This is a genomic window from Streptomyces nidicola, assembly GCF_050106155.1.
GTDB lineage: Bacteria > Actinomycetota > Actinomycetes > Streptomycetales > Streptomycetaceae > Streptomyces.
In genome coordinates this window covers 7449902-7467278 of the sequence record NZ_JBNBPI010000001.1, presented here as the reverse complement: position 1 = coordinate 7467278, position 17377 = coordinate 7449902, and the positions used below count along the sequence as shown (strand labels likewise).

Genomic DNA, 17377 nt, shown 5'->3' with positions numbered 1-17377 from the left:
TGGCTGCGGGTCGACCTAAAGCCGTTGTCTACTGAACGCCCGGGCCCCACCCGGGTCGCACCTGGCCGACCGGCCGGAACGTTCCAGCGCCCCGTGGCGCGGGCGCTGGGCCTGGCTCCCAGTGGTGGTACGCCGGTGCGGCGCACCACCCCCTGACCCAGCTGCGTTCTACGACTGCCTGGACTTCCCCGGTCGTGCCTGGAGGTGGTGGACCCGGCCGAACCTACCCGTCGACCGCCGCGCCTTGTCAACAGGCGTTCGACCTGCGGCTCTCTGCGAACTGTGCTGGTCAGCGCGGAGGATTCGCAGGTCGCACGGGACCGTGTCGCGGCAAGATCGAAGTCGTGGCGCCCCGGTTATCACTCGTCCGGCCCTACGAAGACGGTCTGACCGAACACCACCGTCCGCAGGCAGACCGGGAGTTGGACTCCCGGGGAGAGGTCCGGCAGGCCGGGTGTGCCGGAGCGCGGATCGGTCGACCAGCGGGCCACACGGTCGTCCGGCGCCTGCACGACCAGCTCGTCCGTGCGCCAGACGGCGTAGTCGGCGGGGGCGCCCGGGACGAGGATGCCCGCGTCGTCGCGGCCGACGGCGCGCCAACCCCCGCGCGTGTGGGCGGTGAACGCGGCGCGTACGGAGACGCGGTGTTCGGGCGTCTTGTGGAAGGCGGCAGCCCGGATCGTGCCCCACGGGTCGAGCGGGGTGACCGGGCTGTCGGAGCCGAAGGCGAGCGGGACGCCGGCCTTCAGGAGGGCCGCGTACGGGTTCAGGGTGCGCGCCCGCTCGACACCGAGGCGGTCGGCGTACATGCCGTCCTCGCCGCCCCACAGGGCGTCGAAGGCGGGCTGCACGGAGGCGGTGAGGCCGAACTCCGCGAAGGCGGCGACGGTTTCGGGCGTGAGCATCTCGGCGTGCTCCACGCGGTGCCTGGCCGCGCGCACGCGCGCGAGGCCGACCTTTTCGGCGGCGGCGCGCATGCCGTCGACCACGGCGGTGAGGGCGGCGTCGCCGATGGCGTGGAAGCCGGCCTGGAGGCCGGACTCCGTGCACGCGACTACATGGGCGGCGATTTCTTCGGCCGACATGTATGCGGTGCCCTTGTGCGACGCGTCGGCGATGTCGGCGTACGGCTCGTGCAGGCACGCCGTGTGGGAGCCGAGGGCGCCGTCGACGAACAGGTCGCCCGCGGCGCCCAGTGCGCCGAGTGCGCGGGCGCGCTGGATGTCGCGGTCGGCCCAGTAGCCGGCGACGCGCGGGCCCGGCTCGGAGCGGGCGAGGTCGAGCAGGCCGGTGAAGTCGTCCTCGGAGGAGATGTCGGGGCCCGCGCACTCGTGGATCGAGCCGATGCCGAGCGACGCGGCGTGCTTCAGCGCGGCGCGCTGGGCCTCCGTACGTTGCTGGGGGCCCACGGCGGCGAACGCGGCGGAGCGCACGGCGTGGTGGGCGTCGCGGGTGAGGGGGCCCTCGGGGGCGAATCCGGGGCGGTCCGCGATGCCGGGGACGAGGTCGAGGAGGGCGGTGCTGACGGCGGCCGAGTGCACGTCGATACGGGAGAGGTAGAGGGGGCGGCCGGCCGTGGCCTCGTCGAGTTCGGCGCGGGTGAGGGGGGCGCGGTCGGGCCAGCGGGCGGCGTCCCAGCCGTGGCCGAGGAGGACGCGGTCGGCGGGGTTGGCCGCGGCGTGTTCCCGTACGAGGGTCAGGGCTTCGGCGCGGGTGCGGGCGGCCGTGAGGTCGAGGCCGGTCAGGGCGAGGCCGGTCGACGTGGTGTGGACGTGGGCGTCGGTGAACGCGGGGGTCACCAGGGCGCCGTCGAGGTCGATCACCTCGTCCACGCCGTCCGTGAACGCGTCCGCCGCGCCCTCCGAGCCGACCCAGGCGACGTGGCCGGCCTCCACGACCATCGCGGTGGCGAAGGGGTCGGCCGGGCTGTGGATCTCGCCTCGACGCAGGAGGACGGTGCGGGGGGTGGGGGGCGTGCTCATGGTGACAGTTTCCCGTGTCCGGGGGGTGGGGTGTGCCGCGGGGTGGTCGTCGTCGGTTTTCCTACCCGTGCCGGGGCGGCGCCTGCGGTGATCGTGGCGCGGGGGCGGCGGGGGAGCCGGGGGGCGCCGGGGGCGACGCCCTCCGTCGTGCCGTGCGGCACGTGGCCAGGGGGTTGCCGGGGTCAGCGCCTGTCGTGTCGGGGGCCGGGGGGGGCACCGGGGGTGACGCCTTCCGCCATCGTCACGCGGCACCGGGGCCGCCTTGCCCACCCTGCCGCCCCAGGCGGCAGATTGCCCAAGTCGGTGGCGGCCGAACGCCGGGGTGGGGAGCCGTGGTTGGCGGAGGTTACCCAAGGCGGGGCGGCGTCGACTGCGACGGGTGGGGAGACCTGGTGGCGCCGCGGGTTGCACAAGGCGGGTCGGCGTCGACCGCAATCGGGTGGGGAGCCGTGATCAGCGGCGGATCGCCTAGGGCGGGTGCGGCACCCCGTCGGGCCGACGCCCCCGGAGGGGGCAGGTGGGTGGGAGATGGGCGGAGATCGGGAGGAACGCTGGACCGGCGGCCAGCGACGGCACGGCGCCGCACCCCTCCGGCACCGCACCACCGGAACGGTCGCGTCGCTCCGGACCAGACCCACCTCACCGACCCGGACCCGCCGAGCCCACCCGGGCCCGCCGAGCCGCCGGGCCCGCCCCCTAAATCCGCGGAGGCCGCGCCTCGTACGGCGTGGAGAGGACCACCGTTGTGCGGGTGGAGACGCCGGCCAGGGAGCGGACTCGGGCCAGGAGGTTTTCCAGTTCGTGGGGGGTTTCCACGCGGACCTTGAGGATGTAGTTCTCGTCGCCGGCCACGCTGTGGCACGCCTCGATCTCGGGGACACCCGCGAGGCGCTCCGCGATGTCGTCGGGAGCGCTCGGGTCGAACGGCTTCACCGAGATGAACGCGGTGAGCGGCAGGCCGACCGACTCCGGGTCGACGACCGCGGCGTAGCCCCGGATCACACCGCGCTGTTCGAGGCGACGCACCCGCTGGTGCACCGCGGACGTGGACAGGCCCGTGGCCTTGCCCAGGTCGGTGTAGCTCATCCGCCCGTCCTTGACGAGCAGCTGCACAATCTGTCGGTCGAGCTCCTCCATGCCGCTGAACCTACCGGTCCCTTGATCCTCACGGATACCTGAAAGAACGAGATGGGCGATACGTCTACCGCCGGGCGGGCAAGTCCATTCGACATGTGACGAACACCACAGGACTCGGACCGTGTCCACCGGCATGGAGTGATTACCTCGACGAACAGCCGGGAAATGCTTGCTGTGGCCGAGGCCGCCACTCATGGACATCCGCGGCCGGCCCACCCGAGGGGGAGAATCCCATGCAGAGTGTGAAGCGTTCCGGACGTCCTGGCGCGCGCGGCCGCCAGCAGGCGATCGCCGAGCCCCAGCCGGAGGGCGTCGAACCCGACGCCTTCGACGCGGCCGGGGACGAGGGGGACGGGTACGACACGTTCGAGATGTACCGGGTGGCCTGCCCCGACTGCGGCAAGGCCATCGCCCTCCTTGCGGAGGAGGACGTACTGCCGGAGCACGCCCATGTGACGTCACCGTGGGACCCGTTCGGGCTCACCGTCTGCGTCGGCAGCGGCAGGACCGTCGCGGAGTCCCTGCCCACGGACGACCTGGTGGGTGCCCAAGAGCAGGCCACCGCACTCCTGTTGACGCTCCCTCAGGGGCTCGACTGGCGTACACAGCCCTTCTCGCACGCCGGTGGCCCCGGCTCGCGCCCCATCCGGGTGCCGGACCAGCCCTACCGCCGAGCCGCCGCCTGACCCGCTACGACCGGTCGGCCCAGTAACTGCCCCGCACCATGGCCCGCAAGCTGTCATGGTGCAGGATCAGTGTGTCCGCGTCGGCGGGCTCGGTGGCCTCACCGAAGTGGATCTGCCGGTAGGTGACGCGGAGCATCACGCACGCGTGCCGCAGGGCCGCGTACAGCGTGTAGAACTCCATGTCGCGCGGGGTGTGGCCGGTGAGCCGGGCGTAGCGCGCCTCGACGCGGTCGCGGCGCAGGAAGTCCGGCAGGCCGCGCTGCCCGAAGGCCTCGGTCAGGTCCTGGAAGAAGCGGTGTAGATACACCGTCCAGCCGAGGTCGACCTCCCGCGGGGCCAGCGAGGCCATCTCCCAGTCGAGGACGGCGGCGGGTGCGAACCCGTCCTGCTCGTAGATGATGTTGCCGATGCGGGCGTCGCCCCAGTTGAGGACCGCGGGGCCGGGCTCCCGCGGCCACATCTCCTCCAGGCGCGCGAAGGCGCTCTCGATGAGGGGCGAGGGGCTGCGGCCCTCCACCACCCATGCGTAGTAGGCGCGTTGGGCGTCAACGTGCCGTCGCAGCGGGCTTCCCTCGCCGGGCAGTTCCAGGAAGGACGCCTCGACCGCCGGCACGCCGTCGTGCAACCGCGCCAGCACCTGGACGCTCGCGTCCTCCAGGCGTTCCCGCTCGTCGTCGGTCGCCTCGTGCAGCCAATTCCCCTCGTACGTATAGGGCATGACGTCGGGCGGCACACGGCCCGCCACCCGTTCCATGACGAAGAACGGGGCGCCGAGCGGCCCCGCGTCCTCCTCCAGCCACAGCACGCGCGGCACCGGCAGTCCGGTGCGCTCGGCCGCGAGCCGCATCGTCCGGTACTGGCGCGGCATGTCGTACACCGGGAAGATCGTGTACGCGGACGGGTCCGCGGCCAGCCGCAACGCGCAGGCGCGTACGGGCGGTTCGGGGTGTTCGATGTCGAAGAGCAGTGTCTCGCTCGACATGCCGTTGGACTCGGGGACGGTGACGTTCACCGCCTTCGCTCCCGGCAGCCGGCGCCCCAGCCAGGCGGTGAGTCGGCGGGACACCTCCTCGGGTTCACGGGTGGATGTGCGGGGCCTGGGCTGTCGGGGTGTTGTCGCCATCGCCGAACTCCCTTTTCGTGAAGGGTGGTTACGAACGCTCCGGGGCCACCGAGTCGAAGCCCGTGAAGCCGCTCGGATCGTGGCGGCCGAAGGAGCCGTGCTCGAAGATGCCGTGCCCGACCTGCCCGTCGAGGGTGAAGCGGGCCGCGTGGTCGATGACCCCGTACGCGGCCAGGGGGTGGGCCGCCGGGTCCGCGAGGTCGTACGTCCGCCGCTCGCACCAGTCGTGGCCGCGCCAGGTCCCGTGCTGCCAGTCGTCGGCCGGCGGGTAACCCGCACCGACGGCGAGCGGGGAGGAGGCGAGGATCTCGACGCCCACGTCGAGCGGTTTGCGGTCGACCGGGTCCATGAGGTGGATGACCGCGCGCTCGGGGTGGCGGGTGCCGGGGCGGTACGTGATGTCGGTGTGCGGCCAGCCGAGTTGGCGGTCGCGGTGGCCCTCGCGGACGACCGTGGCATCGTTCAGCGTGCGGTAGCCGTCGGCGTCCTCCTGGGTGATCACCATGAGGAACCGGTCGTCGAAGCGGATCGGCGCCCAGATCCAGTGGAAGCCCTCGGTGGGGTACTCCTGCGCGAGCCGGCCGCCCTCCTCCCCCGGCACCGGCCGCACGCCCCAACTCCGGTCCCGGGTCCCGGTCCAGCCACCCACCCGGATCTCCCGGCCCCCGATCCGCAACCACCCGTCGCACCGCCCGGCCTGCACGAACCGCTTGCCCTCCAGGGTGAGCCGCGGCCCCTTGCGCTGCGTGTGGTGCGGCTCCCACAGGGCGGGGAAGTCGGCGCTCCAATTGATCTCGTACGAGAGTCCGTCGGGGTCGTCCGGGTCGGCTGCGCAGGACAGGATGAAGTCCTTGAGCGGGCGCTCGACCATGATGTGCAGCGGTCCGACGCGCATGCTCATCCGCGTGTCCTCGCTCAGGGCGTCGGAGGCGCGGACCGCGTGGAGGGTGTCACCGACGCGCAAGGTGGCGTAGGCGTCGATCACCCCCAGGTTCGGATAGACCCCGAGGCCGAGGATGAGCAGGAACTGCCCTGTGGGATCGAAGACATGGAAGATGCAGCGGTCGTAGGCGTTGCGGTCGCTCGTGGCGACATGCTTCATCGACAGCGGGACCTGGTGGACGGGCCACTCGTCGAAGGCGACGGGACGGTCGGCGGCCTCGTTTGCGGACACGGCAAACCTCCCTGGAATCACGGCAGTTGACGTCGCCCGCAGGGGTGCGGCCTACCCGGCGGCGGAGTTGACGGTACGTCAGCTCCGCGTTGCTGGCCAGATGTTCGACCGGTCGACGCCACGCGTACGGGGATGTCGCGAACTGACGCTCGAATTCGTCAACCAGTGACCTCTTCGATCCCCCTTTCGTTGACCCGGCATGACCTCGACGCAGACCTCGGCACCTGCGCCCACGGGACGACGCAGGCGCATCCTCGTTCCGGTTACCGCAGAATCGGTTCACCAGGGCCGGCAGTCCCCCACGTCCCACCCGCTTCCCCAGGGTCAGCAGGTGCCACAGGAACAGCAGTCCCAGCCAACGTCACAGGTTCAGCGCACCCCCCGGGCCGCCCAGTCCCCGCGGCCCTCGACGCCCCCGGCCGCACAGCCCCCGGGGCCGCCCGCGCTCCAGCCCGCGGGACCGCAGCCGCTCCCCCGGCCCCAGCAGGCCCGGCCGCCGCAGCCGCCGCGCCCGCAGCCGCCCCAGCCACGCCTGCACAACCCGCCGATCTACCAGGCGATGGTCGCGGCCTGGACCGAGCGCGGCAGGACGCTGCCGGGATGCGAGGACCCGGAGTGGGCGCGGCTGATCGCGCCCACCGTGCGCACCGGGCAGTTCAGCGCGATGCAGAGCACCCGGCAGTAGGTCCCGCGGCGTCGCGGGGCTCCTTCCTCCGCGCTACCTACTGCCGGCCCCTCTCAGGACCGGCGAGGTGACGGGCGATGACCATGCGCTGGATCTGATTGGTGCCCTCGACGATCTGGAGCACCTTCGCCTCGCGCATCATGCGCTCCACGGGGAAGTCGGCCGTGTAGCCGTACCCCCCGAGGACCTGCACCGCGTCCGTGGTGACCTTCATCGCGGCGTCCGTGCACAGCAGCTTCGCCATGGCGGCCTGCTTGGAGAAGGGCCTGCCCGCGTCCCGCAGCCGGGCCGCCGACAGATACAGGGCGCGGCCCGCCTCTATCTGCGTGGCCATGTCCGCGAGCATGAAGCGCAAACCCTGGAAGTCCGCGACGGGCCGGCCGAACTGGGCACGCCCCTTCGCGTACTCCACCGCCGCGTCGAGCGCGGCCTGCGCGACGCCGACCGCGCAGGCCGCGATCCCGAGGCGGCCCGAGTCGAGCGCCGAGAGGGCGATCTGGAAGCCCTGCCCCTCGTCCCCGAGGCGGCGCGCGTCGCTCACCCGCACCCCGTCCAGGTGGATCTGGGCGGTGGGCGAGCCCTTCATGCCCATCTTCTTCTCGGGCACCGCCGCGCTCAGCCCCGCCGCGTCGCCGGGCACCAGGAACGCCGTGATGCCGTGCGCGCCCTCGCCGCCGGTGCGGGCCAGGACCGTGTAGAAATCGGCCACGCCGCCATGGGTGATCCAGGCCTTCGTCCCTGTGAGCACCCAGTCGTCGCCCTCGCGGACCGCCTTGGTACGCAGGGACGCCGCGTCGGAGCCCGAGGACGGCTCGGAGAGGCAGTAGGCGCCGAGCAGGCCGCCGCCCAGCATGTCGGGCAGGTGCTCGGTGCGCTGCTGCTTCGTGCCGAAGTTCGCGAGGGCGTGACAGGACAGCGAGTGCACGCTGACGCCGAGGCCCACCGTGAGGCGGGCGGCCGCGAGTTCCTCCAGGACCTGGAGATAGACCTCGTACGGCTGCTCGCCGCCGCCGAACTCGGCGTCGTACGGCAGTCCGAGCAGTCCCGACTCGGAGAGGAGCTTGAAGATCTCGCGCGGGAAGCGGCCCGCCTCCTCGTCCTCTGCCGCGCTCGGCGCGATCTCGCGCTGTGCGATGTCGCGGACGAGCCGCAGCAGATCCTGAGCTTCGTCCGTCGGCAGCTGACGCTCGACTCCTGGCTCCGGCATGGCGACGCTCTCCTCCCTGGGCGGGCGCTGCGGCGACGACCGCCGGGTGGGCGGGCGTCGCCGGATGGTCACTGCCGGGCCGATGCTGCCCTTCCGGATCACGGAAAGCGCAGACCAAGCGGCTGCGGCGTGTTGAGTATTCCCGATCCGGAGGCCCTCGTCACTAGTTAACGACCGCTTACTCCAAGTTTTTCGGAGCGCCCGAAATTGGTTCGGACCATTGACCCCACTGGTCTAGTCCTTCTAAGGTGCGGCGCGCAGGTCCACAGCACGAACCCCCACGCTCCCCTCCCCCACGAGGAGACACGATGCTCAGACCGCACCTCCCCCGTAGGGGCCTCAAGGCCCTCTTCTCCGCCGCATGTTGCGCCGTCCTCGGCGCGGGGCTGCTCGCCGGAGCGGGCAGCGCCTCCGCACAGCAGCAGGCCGACACCGAGCCGAAAGCGGCCGGCTCGAAGGTCGTCGGATACTTCACCGAGTGGGGTGTCTACGACCGGAACTACCACGTCAAGAACATCGAGACGTCGGGCTCCGCCGACAGGCTCACGCACATCAACTACTCCTTCGGCAACGTCCAGGGCGGCAAGTGCACGATGGGCGACTCCTACGCCGCGACCGACAAGGCGTACACGGCCGATCAGTCCGTGGACGGTGTCGCCGACACCTGGGACCAGCCGCTGCGCGGCAACTTCAACCAGCTCCTGAAGCTGAAGAAGAAGCACCCGGACCTCAAGATCCTGTGGTCCTTCGGTGGTTGGACCTGGTCCGGCGGGTTCGGCGAGGCGGCCAAGGACCCGGCCGCGTTCGCCCAGTCCTGCTACGACCTGGTCGAGAACTCCAAGTGGGCCGATGTCTTCGACGGCATCGACATCGACTGGGAGTACCCGAACGCCTGCGGTCTCACCTGTGACACCAGTGGGCGCGACGCCTACAAGAACCTGATGTCGGCGCTGCGTTCGAAGTTCGGCGGCGACTACCTGATCACCTCCGCCATCCCGGCCGACGCCTCCGAGGGCGGCAAGCTGGAAGCCGCCGACTACGCGGGCGCCGCCCAGTACGTCGACTGGTACAACCCGATGACGTACGACTTCTTCGGTGCCTGGGACGCGAAGGGGCCCACCGCCCCGCACTCGCCGCTGACCTCGTACGACGGGATTCCGAAGGCGGGTTGGGACACCTCGGCCACCATCGCGAAGCTCAAGGCGATGGGCGTGCCCGCCTCCAAGCTGCTGCTCGGGATCGGCTTCTACGGGCGCGGCTGGACGGGCGTCACACAGGACGCTCCCGGTGGCACGGCGACCGGGCCCGCGGCCGGCAAGTACGAGCAGGGAATCGACGACTACAAGGAGCTCAAGAGCAAGTGCCCGGCCACCGGCACGGTCGGCGGCACCGCGTACGCGCACTGCGGGAACGACTGGTGGAGCTACGACACCCCGGGGACCATCGCAGGGAAGATGGACTACAAGAACCAGCAGGGGCTCGGCGGCACCTTCTTCTGGGAGCTGTCCGGGGACACCTCGGACGGTGAACTGATCAAGGCGATCAACTAGCCCTACAGCCAACCCCTCACAGGCTCCCCTGGCCGCACGCGCGCGTACGTGCGCGTGGTCAGGGGAGCACCGGCGCGGGGTAGGAGGGTTCGAACTCCTCGATCACGCGCAGGGTTTCGCCGAGCGTGCGCACCAACAGGGCGCGCACGGCGTCCCGTTCGAGCTCGCGGTGGCCGATCCAGTCGAGCGTGATGCCCTCGACGCTGCACAGCCAGCCGAGCAGCGCGGTCCGCGGGAGCCGTGGCACCCACGAAGTCCCGTACGCGGCCCGGGCGATGGTGTCGATCAGCGCGTCGCGCACCCCGTCCCTGATGGCCTGCACCTGGGTGTCGAACCCCACGCCACCCGTGACGATGGTGCGGTACGCCGCCTGGTTCCGCTCCGCGTAGCGCAGATAGCCCTCCACCGTGCGGTGCACCCGGTCCACGGGGGCGAGGTCTCCGACGCTGCTCGCGCCGTCGACGAGTTCGCCGACGGACTCCTCGATGATCGCCAGGTAGTAGCCGCGCTTGGAGTCGAAGTAGTAGTAGATCAACCCCTTGGCCACGCCCGCGTGCTGCGCGATGTCGTCCATGGACAGCGCGTCGTAGGACGTGTCGGCGAACAACTTCCGTCCGATGGCGATGAGTTCGGCGCGTCGGGTGGCGGAGCGTTCGCTGCCGCGCACCCGCTGGTGGCTAGTGTTCAATTCCGGCCCTGGTCTCGGACTCCGTGCGAATGCCGCAGTATGGCACTTCCCGGGGTGTCCGCACGCCTGCGCGGTGGGAGCCGTAGTGGTGCGTGTCACATCGCGGTGGGCGACGGGCCGGTCACATCAGGCCGAGCTGTGTGACGAGCATCGCGAGGACCACGACGAAGGTCCAGCCCAGGACGTGTTCGAGGATCTTCGGCCCGTTGTCCTCGGGCCCGCCGGTGCGGGTGCGCGTAGCGGCGGTGGAAGCGGTGGCGGAATGTGCGGTCATGGATCTCTCGCTCGGGTCGCGGTGCTGGTCCTGGCTCCCCCGGCTGCGCCCCGGGCCCGACAGACCCAGCCCCCTGCGGCGCCTTCTCCACCATGCCATCGGATCGCCGACCCGCCGCCGAGACCTTGGTCACGTACAACCGGGCCGCCGTGTCGTGCGTCCCATACAGCGACGCGTTCCGTCCGACCGGAAGGTTCTCGATGAGTACGTACCGGACACCACGCCGCAGAACCCGTCTCGTCCTCGCCGCGGCCATCACCGTCACCGCGGCGCTGACCGGCCCGGCGGCCGTCTCCCGGGCGGCCACCGACACGCCGACGCCGGGTGCCGCGGGACTCGGCGACCCGATGTTCCCGCTCGACGGGAACGGGGGCTACACCGTGCGCCACTACACGCTGGACTTCGACTGGCAGGCGCCGAGGACCCCGTTCGCCGCCTCCACCACCGTCAAGGCCACGGCGACGCAGGCGCTGTCCCGCTTCGACCTCGACTTCGCCGGGAACGAGCTGCACTCGGTGACCGTGAACGGCCGCGCCGCGCAGACCCGGCGCGAGGGCGACGAGCTGATCGTCACGCCCACCTCGCCGATCCCCAAGGGCAGCGCCTTCACCGTGAAGGTCGCGTACACCGCCGACCCGACGCAGGTGCGCCACCGCGACGACGCGATCGAGGACTACGGCTGGATCCCGACGCCCGACGGGACGGTCCTGTATCCGCAGCCGAACGGCGCCAAGATGATCTTCCCGGCCAATGACCACCCGAGCCGGCGCGCCCCCTTCACGTTCCGCGTGACGACCCCGGCCGACCGGACGGCCGTCGCGAACGGGCGCCTCGTCGACCGCATCGAGCGCAGCGACGGGCGGGTCCGCTGGACGTACGACTCCGAGCAGCCGATCGCGACGCAGCTGGTCCAACTGGCCATCGGTGACTTCACGTTGATCGACAGCAAGGGCCCGGGCGGGCTGCCGCTGCGCGATGTCGTGCCGGACGCGCTCGTGGCGCCGACCAAGCAGTACCGCGACCTGACGCCCGATCATCTGGCCTGGCTCCAGCAGAAGTTGGGGCCCTATCCGTTCAACCGGTACGGCGTCCTCGTCGGCGACACCGACCTCGGCGTCGCCCTGGAGACACAGACCCTCTCGCTCGTCCCGAAGGCGGACCTGCTCGGCACCAAGGTCGACGCCGAGCGCAATCTCGTCCACGAGCTGGTCCACCAGTGGCTCGGCGACAGCGTCGGCATCGCCACCTGGTCCGACCTGTGGCTGAGCGAGGGCCACGCCCGCTTCTACGAGCGCTGGTACTCCGAGGAGCACGGCGGCGACAGCTTCGAGGCCGCGATGAGGACGGCGTACGAGAACCACGACCAGTGGCGCCACGACGCCGGCGCCCCCGCCGAGCCCACCGAGCCGAACCTCTTCAAGCGGATGCGCTACGACGGCTCGGCGCTCGTCCTGTACGCGCTGCGCGAGCAGGTCGGCGCGGAGACGTTCGCGAGGATCGAACGAGCGTGGGTCACGCAGTACCGGGGGAAGACCGCGTCGACGGCCGACTACATCGCACTCGCCTCGAAGGTCGCGGGCCACGACCTGAAGGGCTTCCTGCGCCCGTGGCTGTACGGCTCCAAGACCCCGCCGATGCCGGGCCACCCCGACTGGGTGGTGAACCCGGTCGTCACCGGCTGACCCGCGTCACCGGCCGGCGACCCGCTCGTACACGACCCCGAAGTCCGTCTGCCACGCCTCTCCGTCCTTCGACGCCTCCCAGGCGCCCGTGAGCGTGTCCCCCGACGCGTCGAACCGGGCGGAGAAGCGCTGGTGGAAGTCCGGGGCCGCCCGCCAGATCCGCAGCTCCCCGTCGGCCAGGCGCAGCCCGTACACGCGCGAGACGCCGCGCCCGTCGGCGTAGAGCATCGTGAAGTGCCCGGCAGCGTCGTCGTATCCGATGTAGGCGACGGTCGGGAACGGGTGGTGTTCGCGCCAGCCCTCCGGCAGGGCGGCCGCGGTGTCCGGCGCGAGGTCGGCGCGCTGCACGAGGAAGCCGCCGTCGGGCGTGCGCGCGTACGAGGTCGGGATCGGTCCGATCCGGCCACCGGGAGCGCCCTCGACGAGGGCCCACTGCCGCCACTCGCCGAGGAGCGGGTCCAGCGTGCTCAGGGCCGGGTGGTTCGTGTTCTGCTGCCGCATGGCGTCTCCGTGGTCTCCTCATAGGGATGCACAGGGGTGCACCGGGATGCACAGGGGTGTGCCGGGGTGCCCCTTCACATGAGGAGACCACGGTGGGCGGCCCGATTCATCGGTCCGCGGGGCGGTCAGCGCACGCCCACCGCCGCCAGCGCCTTGCGCTGCTTCTCGGTCGGGGCGGCCGGGAAGTACAGGTAGCAGACGCCGCCGGTGCCGGAGACGACCTTGCCGTCGGCGTTGTAGCGCTTCGTTCGGAGCCAGATGTTCTCCCACTCGCGCCTCTTGTAGACGCGGCGGACCGCGGCGTCGCTGGGTGAGGCCGGGTCGTTCGCGATGACGTCGCCGCCGGCGGTGAAGCCGATGACCGTCATCAGGTGTCCCGAGGTGCCGTAGCCCGCGCCGGTCAGCTCCTCCTTAAGGAACGACTGGGACGTTATGGCCGGGATACCGGCCGCGATCAGCTTCTCCAGGTCGGCGAGGGAAGAGAGGCGGGTGACGACGCCCTGAAGGTCCTTGTACGTCGCCGCGTACGCCGCGTTGAACGGCCAGTTGCCGCATCCCTCGTACTGGTAGTCATACGTATAACGCGCCGCGTGGCAGACCTGCGGATCGGCGTACGAGGGGTCCACCCAGGCGAGCTGCTCGGCCGTCGGCTTGCGACCCCAGTACTCGATGATCATCTGCGAGGACGTGGGGCTGCACCAGGCCTCTCCCCCGTTGTCGTACTCGGGGTACTGGCCAACGTGGATGTTCTGCGAGTAGCGCGGGACCTTCAGCTCCTTGGCGAGACCCGGCGTGGACGCGGGCACCGTGAAGCGGTCGGGGACATCCGAACCCATGGCGCCCAGGCGCCACACCGTGGGCGCCGCCTTCGAACCCGGCGCGCGCAGCAGTGTCAGGCGCAGCCGGTACGAGACCAGGCGCAGGCCCGAGGCCGCGTCGTCGATGGAGAACGTGTCCGTCCAGATGCTCGACTTCCCGTCCGACTGGTCGTCCACGGACGTGCGGCGGATGTCGGCGTCCTTGTCGTCGCCCGCCGTCCAGCGGCCCATGACGTACCAGGGGGTCGTGGCGCCGTCCGTGTAGGTGCCCTGGAGTTCGATCTGGATCCAGGTGCCCTTCGGGGTGCGCGCGTTCCAGGACGCGATGACCTCGGTGGCGGGGACCGAGAGCGCGTGGACCGGGGAGAGCCACTCGGCGTACTCCCACTGGGCCGTCTTGTTCAGGTGCGGATCCTTGTACGTTCTCGTGCCGGCGGGCGCGCCGATCGTCACGCCGGGGCGCGCGCCGCTCACGACGCGCGTGCCGTGCGCGGTGCCGGAGTGCCAGTCGACGGACGTCGTCCAGGTGCGGTTGTCCACGAGGCGGGTCGCGGCCTTCTTCTGTGTGAGCTGTGCGGATTCCCGGGCGCCGGTGGCGGCGCGCGCGGAGCCCGTCGCGGCCGTCGTGGCGAGCGCGGCGCCCGCGGCCGCCGCGAGAACGGTTCTCCGGGAGAGCGGGGACGGGGTTTCGGGTCGGGTCATCGGCTGATCCCTCGGTCGTCGGTTCTGACAAACGTGGCGGACGTGACGGAGACGGAGACTGACGTGACAGAGTGCGCCAACTATGGCCGCCGGGGCGGGATTTCCACCAGCGTTTCGCAGCGGGGCACCGGCACGAATATTGGTCTTCACCACTGGCATGACCTGCGGCGGCGCGCGCGAAACCGATCCGGGCGGCGTCGTACCCTTGCGGCCGTGAGCTACCACCATGTGCCCCTCGCCGACTGCGCCGACCGGATCCGCCGGCTGCCGCCCTCCTGCGGCCCCGTGCGGCTCGTCGGCGTCGACGGGCACGCGGGTTCCGGCAAGTCGACCTTCGCGGTGCGGCTCGCGGAGGCGCTCGGCGGGGCGCCCGTCCTGCGGCTCGACGACCTCGCGAGCCACGACGCGCTCTTCGGCTGGACCGAGCGGCTGCGCACCCAGGTCCTCGCCCCGCTCTCCCGCGGCGCGACCGCGCGCTACGAGACGTACGACTGGCACGCCCGCCGCTACACCGCCGTGCGCGAACTGCCGGTCGCGGATGTCGTCCTGATCGAGGGCGTCGGGGCGGGCCGGAGCGAACTTCGGCCGGAACTCGCGATGTTGCTGTGGCTCGACATGCCCCGCGAGGCGGCGTGGGCACGGGGGCGGGCGCGGGACGGCGAGGCGCAACGAGAGTTCTGGGACGGCTGGATCCCAGCGGAGCAAAAGCACTTCAAAGAGAACCCTTCCCTCCCCTTCGCACACCTTTTGGTACGCGAGTGTCCGGAGGGATATGAGATGCGGGAAGGGCCTGATGGGATCCCACCCTTGAACGAGACCATCACTCACAGTGATGGACCGCCAGCGGTCCGGTGAACCTGTGGAAACGGCCTTCCGCCACTTTCCGCGAGAGCTCCAACTCTGCTTGACCGAGGGGCCGTACAGGACTTACGTTCTCAATGTGCGGCCTTTCGGGACCGCCTACAGACGCGAAGCCCCCGGTTGTTCCCCCGTGATCGGGGGCTTCGTTCTGCCCTCAACGCCCCTTCTCGAGCGCACCGAGGCGCCTTCCGCTCACCCTGGGTCACCATCCGGAACCACGCCCACCTGCGCCGAATCCCCCCGCCCGGACCCCGATCCGACCGGGTTGCGCCCTACGGCCGAGCTCGCCCCCGCAGGTACGATGCCCTCGGTGCGGTCTACGGACGGCTCGCTGTCCGCATCGTGACAACTCCCGTCCATGACAGAGCGGTTCATCGGGGGCACGGTTTGTGGGGGACGTGATGGACTTCGGCACCGGTGCACAGGCCGGCCCGGCCGACCTCGCCTGGCTGCGAGGCGTCGACGCCTACACCATGGGTGCGTATCCGCAGGCGGAGGACGAATTCCGCACGGCGGTACGGATGGACCCTGGGATGGCCGACGGCTGGCTCGGGCTGCACGCCCTGCGCGTCGACACGACGACGGCGCTGCTGCGCATGTTCCGGCACCGCGACCGGTTCGGCGAGCAGCGCATGCGCCACAGGCGCACACTCAACTCCTGGTACTGGCTTGGCTGGTGGGTACAGCCGGTGCTCGAGCACCCGCGCGACCTGCTGCTCGCGCACGCCTCGCACTGGCTGGACGGGCGCCATGTCCCGGACCTCGACCGGGCGTTGGCCACCCTGCCCCCGTTCGACGCGGATCCACAGGTGCGGTTCCTGCACGCCTGCCGCTCGTACCTCGTGAAGGACTGGGATCAACTGGTCCGGCACACCGACCCGTTGACCGACGACCCGATGCTCGGCATCGAGGCCGGTCTCTTCGGCGGCATGGCCCGGGTGCGCCTGGAGATGTACGGGCAGGCGGAACCACTGCTCTCCTCGGCCCTGATGCGCTGTCGCAGCGAGCAGCCGCAGCGCAAGGAGCTGCGCTACTGGCTGGCCAGGGCCCATGAGGGCACCGGGCGTTCGGCGGCCGCGCTCCCTCTGTACCGGGCTGTGCACCGGGTCGACCCTGCTTTCATGGACACCTCCGCGCGGCTCGCGGCGATCGCCGAGGGGGACGGGTACGGGGACTTCGGCGACGGGTCGGACCTCGCGCCCCTGTCCATGACGGGATATCAGGACGGGCCCGACGGTGACATGGGCGATCCGCTGTACGAGAGTGACGGGCGGGATCTGAAGGTCACCGACCCCGATCTGCCGCCTCCCGGCGGCTCGGCCGCCGATGACGCCGACATGGTGCGGGAGAAGGCCGTGGTGCCGGTGCCCGCGCCGCCGCCGGCCAGCAGCACGGATCCGGTGCTCCTGGAGGAGGCGCTCAGCGAGCTGGAGCGGATGGTGGGCCTGGAGCCCGTGAAGCGCCAAGTGAAGGCGCTGTCCGCCCAGTTGAACATGGCGCGGCTGCGGTCCGGGCAGGGGCTTCCGGTCCAGCCGCCGAAGCGGCACTTCGTGTTCTCGGGGCCCTCGGGCACGGGCAAGACGACCGTGGCGCGGATTCTTGGGCGGGTCTTCTACGCGCTCGGGCTGCTGGGCGGCGACCATTTGGTCGAGGCGCAGCGGGCGGACCTGGTGGGCGAGTATCTGGGCCAGACGGCCGTGAAGGCGAACGAACTCATCGACTCGGCGCTCGGTGGCGTGCTGTTCGTCGACGAGGCGTACGCGCTGTCCAACTCCGGCTACGGGAAGGGCGACGCGTACGGCGACGAGGCGCTTCAGGTGCTGCTGAAGCGGGCGGAGGACAACCGGGATCACCTCGTGGTGATCCTCGCCGGGTACCCGGAGGGCATGGACCGGCTGCTCGCCGCCAACCCCGGGCTCTCGTCGCGGTTCACGACGCGGGTCGACTTCCCTTCGTACCGGCCGCTCGAACTCACCTCCATCGGCGAGGTGTTGGCCGCGGAGAACGGGGACGTGTGGGACGAGGAGGCGCGGGACGAGCTCCGCTCGATCGCCGGGCATGTGGTGGACCAGGGGTGGATCGACGAGCTCGGGAACGGGCGGTTCCTGCGGACGCTGTACGAGAAGTCGTGTGCGTATCGCGATCTGCGGTTGACCGGGTATGCGGTGGAGCCCACTCGGGATGACCTGGCGACGTTGCGGTTGCCGGATCTGATGCAGGCGTATGGCGAGGTGTTGTCGGGGCGGGGGCCGTCCGCCGGGTGACGCGGTGGCGGACGGCTCCCGCCCGGAAAGGCTGGGGCTCTGC

The 17377-nt window shown here is 71.1% G+C and carries 15 protein-coding genes; 6 read left to right on the top strand and 9 right to left on the bottom strand.

The features are described 5' to 3' along the window. Window positions 1-359: 359 nt before the first annotated feature. The gene (locus ACOKM3_RS33765) at window positions 360-1982 is read right to left on the bottom strand and encodes an amidohydrolase (protein ID WP_426905026.1); all 1623 of its coding nucleotides are present in this window, start codon (window positions 1980-1982) and stop codon (window positions 360-362) included. 696 nt (window positions 1983-2678) lie between these two features. Next, window positions 2679-3119: an Lrp/AsnC family transcriptional regulator gene (locus ACOKM3_RS33760; protein WP_161306038.1), complete on the bottom strand. Its 441-nt coding sequence runs from the start codon at window positions 3117-3119 to the stop codon at window positions 2679-2681. A 233-nt stretch (window positions 3120-3352) separates the two neighbouring features. Here ACOKM3_RS33760 and ACOKM3_RS33755 point away from each other — a divergent pair, with 233 nt between their 5' ends. Beyond that, complete coding sequence (locus ACOKM3_RS33755; RefSeq protein ID WP_426905025.1) at window positions 3353-3805, top strand: hypothetical protein; 453 nt, start codon at window positions 3353-3355, stop codon at window positions 3803-3805. A gap of 4 nt (window positions 3806-3809) precedes the next feature. On the opposite strand, the gene ACOKM3_RS33750 is transcribed toward ACOKM3_RS33755, so the two are convergent. Both ACOKM3_RS33750 and ACOKM3_RS33745 read right to left on the bottom strand, forming a co-directional pair. Next, complete coding sequence (locus ACOKM3_RS33750; RefSeq protein WP_426905024.1) at window positions 3810-4928, bottom strand: phosphotransferase family protein; 1119 nt, start codon at window positions 4926-4928, stop codon at window positions 3810-3812. A 28-nt stretch (window positions 4929-4956) separates the two neighbouring features. After that, window positions 4957-6030, bottom strand: coding sequence for a hypothetical protein (locus tag ACOKM3_RS33745; RefSeq protein WP_426906964.1), 1074 nt, complete (start codon window positions 6028-6030; stop codon window positions 4957-4959). Between the two features lie 403 nt (window positions 6031-6433). Here ACOKM3_RS33745 and ACOKM3_RS33740 point away from each other — a divergent pair, with 403 nt between their 5' ends. Further along, window positions 6434-6787 carry a hypothetical protein gene (locus ACOKM3_RS33740; RefSeq protein WP_426905023.1) on the top strand — a complete coding sequence of 118 codons (354 nt, stop codon included), beginning with the start codon at window positions 6434-6436 and terminating at the stop codon, window positions 6785-6787. A gap of 37 nt (window positions 6788-6824) precedes the next feature. Here ACOKM3_RS33740 and ACOKM3_RS33735 read toward each other — a convergent pair whose 3' ends face one another. Beyond that, window positions 6825-7994: an acyl-CoA dehydrogenase family protein gene (locus tag ACOKM3_RS33735; RefSeq protein WP_426905022.1), complete on the bottom strand. Its 1170-nt coding sequence runs from the start codon at window positions 7992-7994 to the stop codon at window positions 6825-6827. A gap of 308 nt (window positions 7995-8302) precedes the next feature. Here ACOKM3_RS33735 and ACOKM3_RS33730 point away from each other — a divergent pair, with 308 nt between their 5' ends. After that, window positions 8303-9544, top strand: coding sequence for a glycoside hydrolase family 18 protein (locus ACOKM3_RS33730; protein WP_426905021.1), 1242 nt, complete (start codon window positions 8303-8305; stop codon window positions 9542-9544). A gap of 58 nt (window positions 9545-9602) precedes the next feature. On the opposite strand, the gene ACOKM3_RS33725 is transcribed toward ACOKM3_RS33730, so the two are convergent. Both ACOKM3_RS33725 and ACOKM3_RS33720 read right to left on the bottom strand, forming a co-directional pair. Further along, window positions 9603-10232 (bottom strand): TetR/AcrR family transcriptional regulator, encoded by a 630-nt coding sequence (locus ACOKM3_RS33725; RefSeq protein WP_426905020.1) that lies wholly within the window; start codon window positions 10230-10232, stop codon window positions 9603-9605. 121 nt (window positions 10233-10353) lie between these two features. After that, window positions 10354-10506 carry an SCO1431 family membrane protein gene (locus tag ACOKM3_RS33720; protein ID WP_426905019.1) on the bottom strand — a complete coding sequence of 51 codons (153 nt, stop codon included), beginning with the start codon at window positions 10504-10506 and terminating at the stop codon, window positions 10354-10356. 200 nt (window positions 10507-10706) lie between these two features. Here ACOKM3_RS33720 and ACOKM3_RS33715 point away from each other — a divergent pair, with 200 nt between their 5' ends. Then, window positions 10707-12188 carry a M1 family metallopeptidase gene (locus ACOKM3_RS33715; protein ID WP_426905018.1) on the top strand — a complete coding sequence of 494 codons (1482 nt, stop codon included), beginning with the start codon at window positions 10707-10709 and terminating at the stop codon, window positions 12186-12188. A 6-nt stretch (window positions 12189-12194) separates the two neighbouring features. On the opposite strand, the gene ACOKM3_RS33710 is transcribed toward ACOKM3_RS33715, so the two are convergent. Continuing rightward, window positions 12195-12689: a hypothetical protein gene (locus tag ACOKM3_RS33710; protein WP_426905017.1), complete on the bottom strand. Its 495-nt coding sequence runs from the start codon at window positions 12687-12689 to the stop codon at window positions 12195-12197. A gap of 125 nt (window positions 12690-12814) precedes the next feature. Then, complete coding sequence (locus ACOKM3_RS33705; RefSeq protein ID WP_426905016.1) at window positions 12815-14209, bottom strand: peptidase C39 family protein; 1395 nt, start codon at window positions 14207-14209, stop codon at window positions 12815-12817. Window positions 14210-14422: 213 nt separating this feature from the next. On the opposite strand from ACOKM3_RS33705, the gene ACOKM3_RS33700 reads away from it, so the two are divergent. Both ACOKM3_RS33700 and ACOKM3_RS33695 read left to right on the top strand, forming a co-directional pair. Further along, complete coding sequence (locus tag ACOKM3_RS33700) at window positions 14423-15064, top strand: uridine kinase family protein (RefSeq protein ID WP_426905015.1); 642 nt, start codon at window positions 14423-14425, stop codon at window positions 15062-15064. Between the two features lie 407 nt (window positions 15065-15471). Next, a complete protein-coding gene (locus tag ACOKM3_RS33695) occupies window positions 15472-17334 on the top strand; it encodes an AAA family ATPase (RefSeq protein ID WP_426905014.1) in 1863 nt (620 codons plus the stop codon). Window positions 17335-17377: the final 43 nt, after the last annotated feature.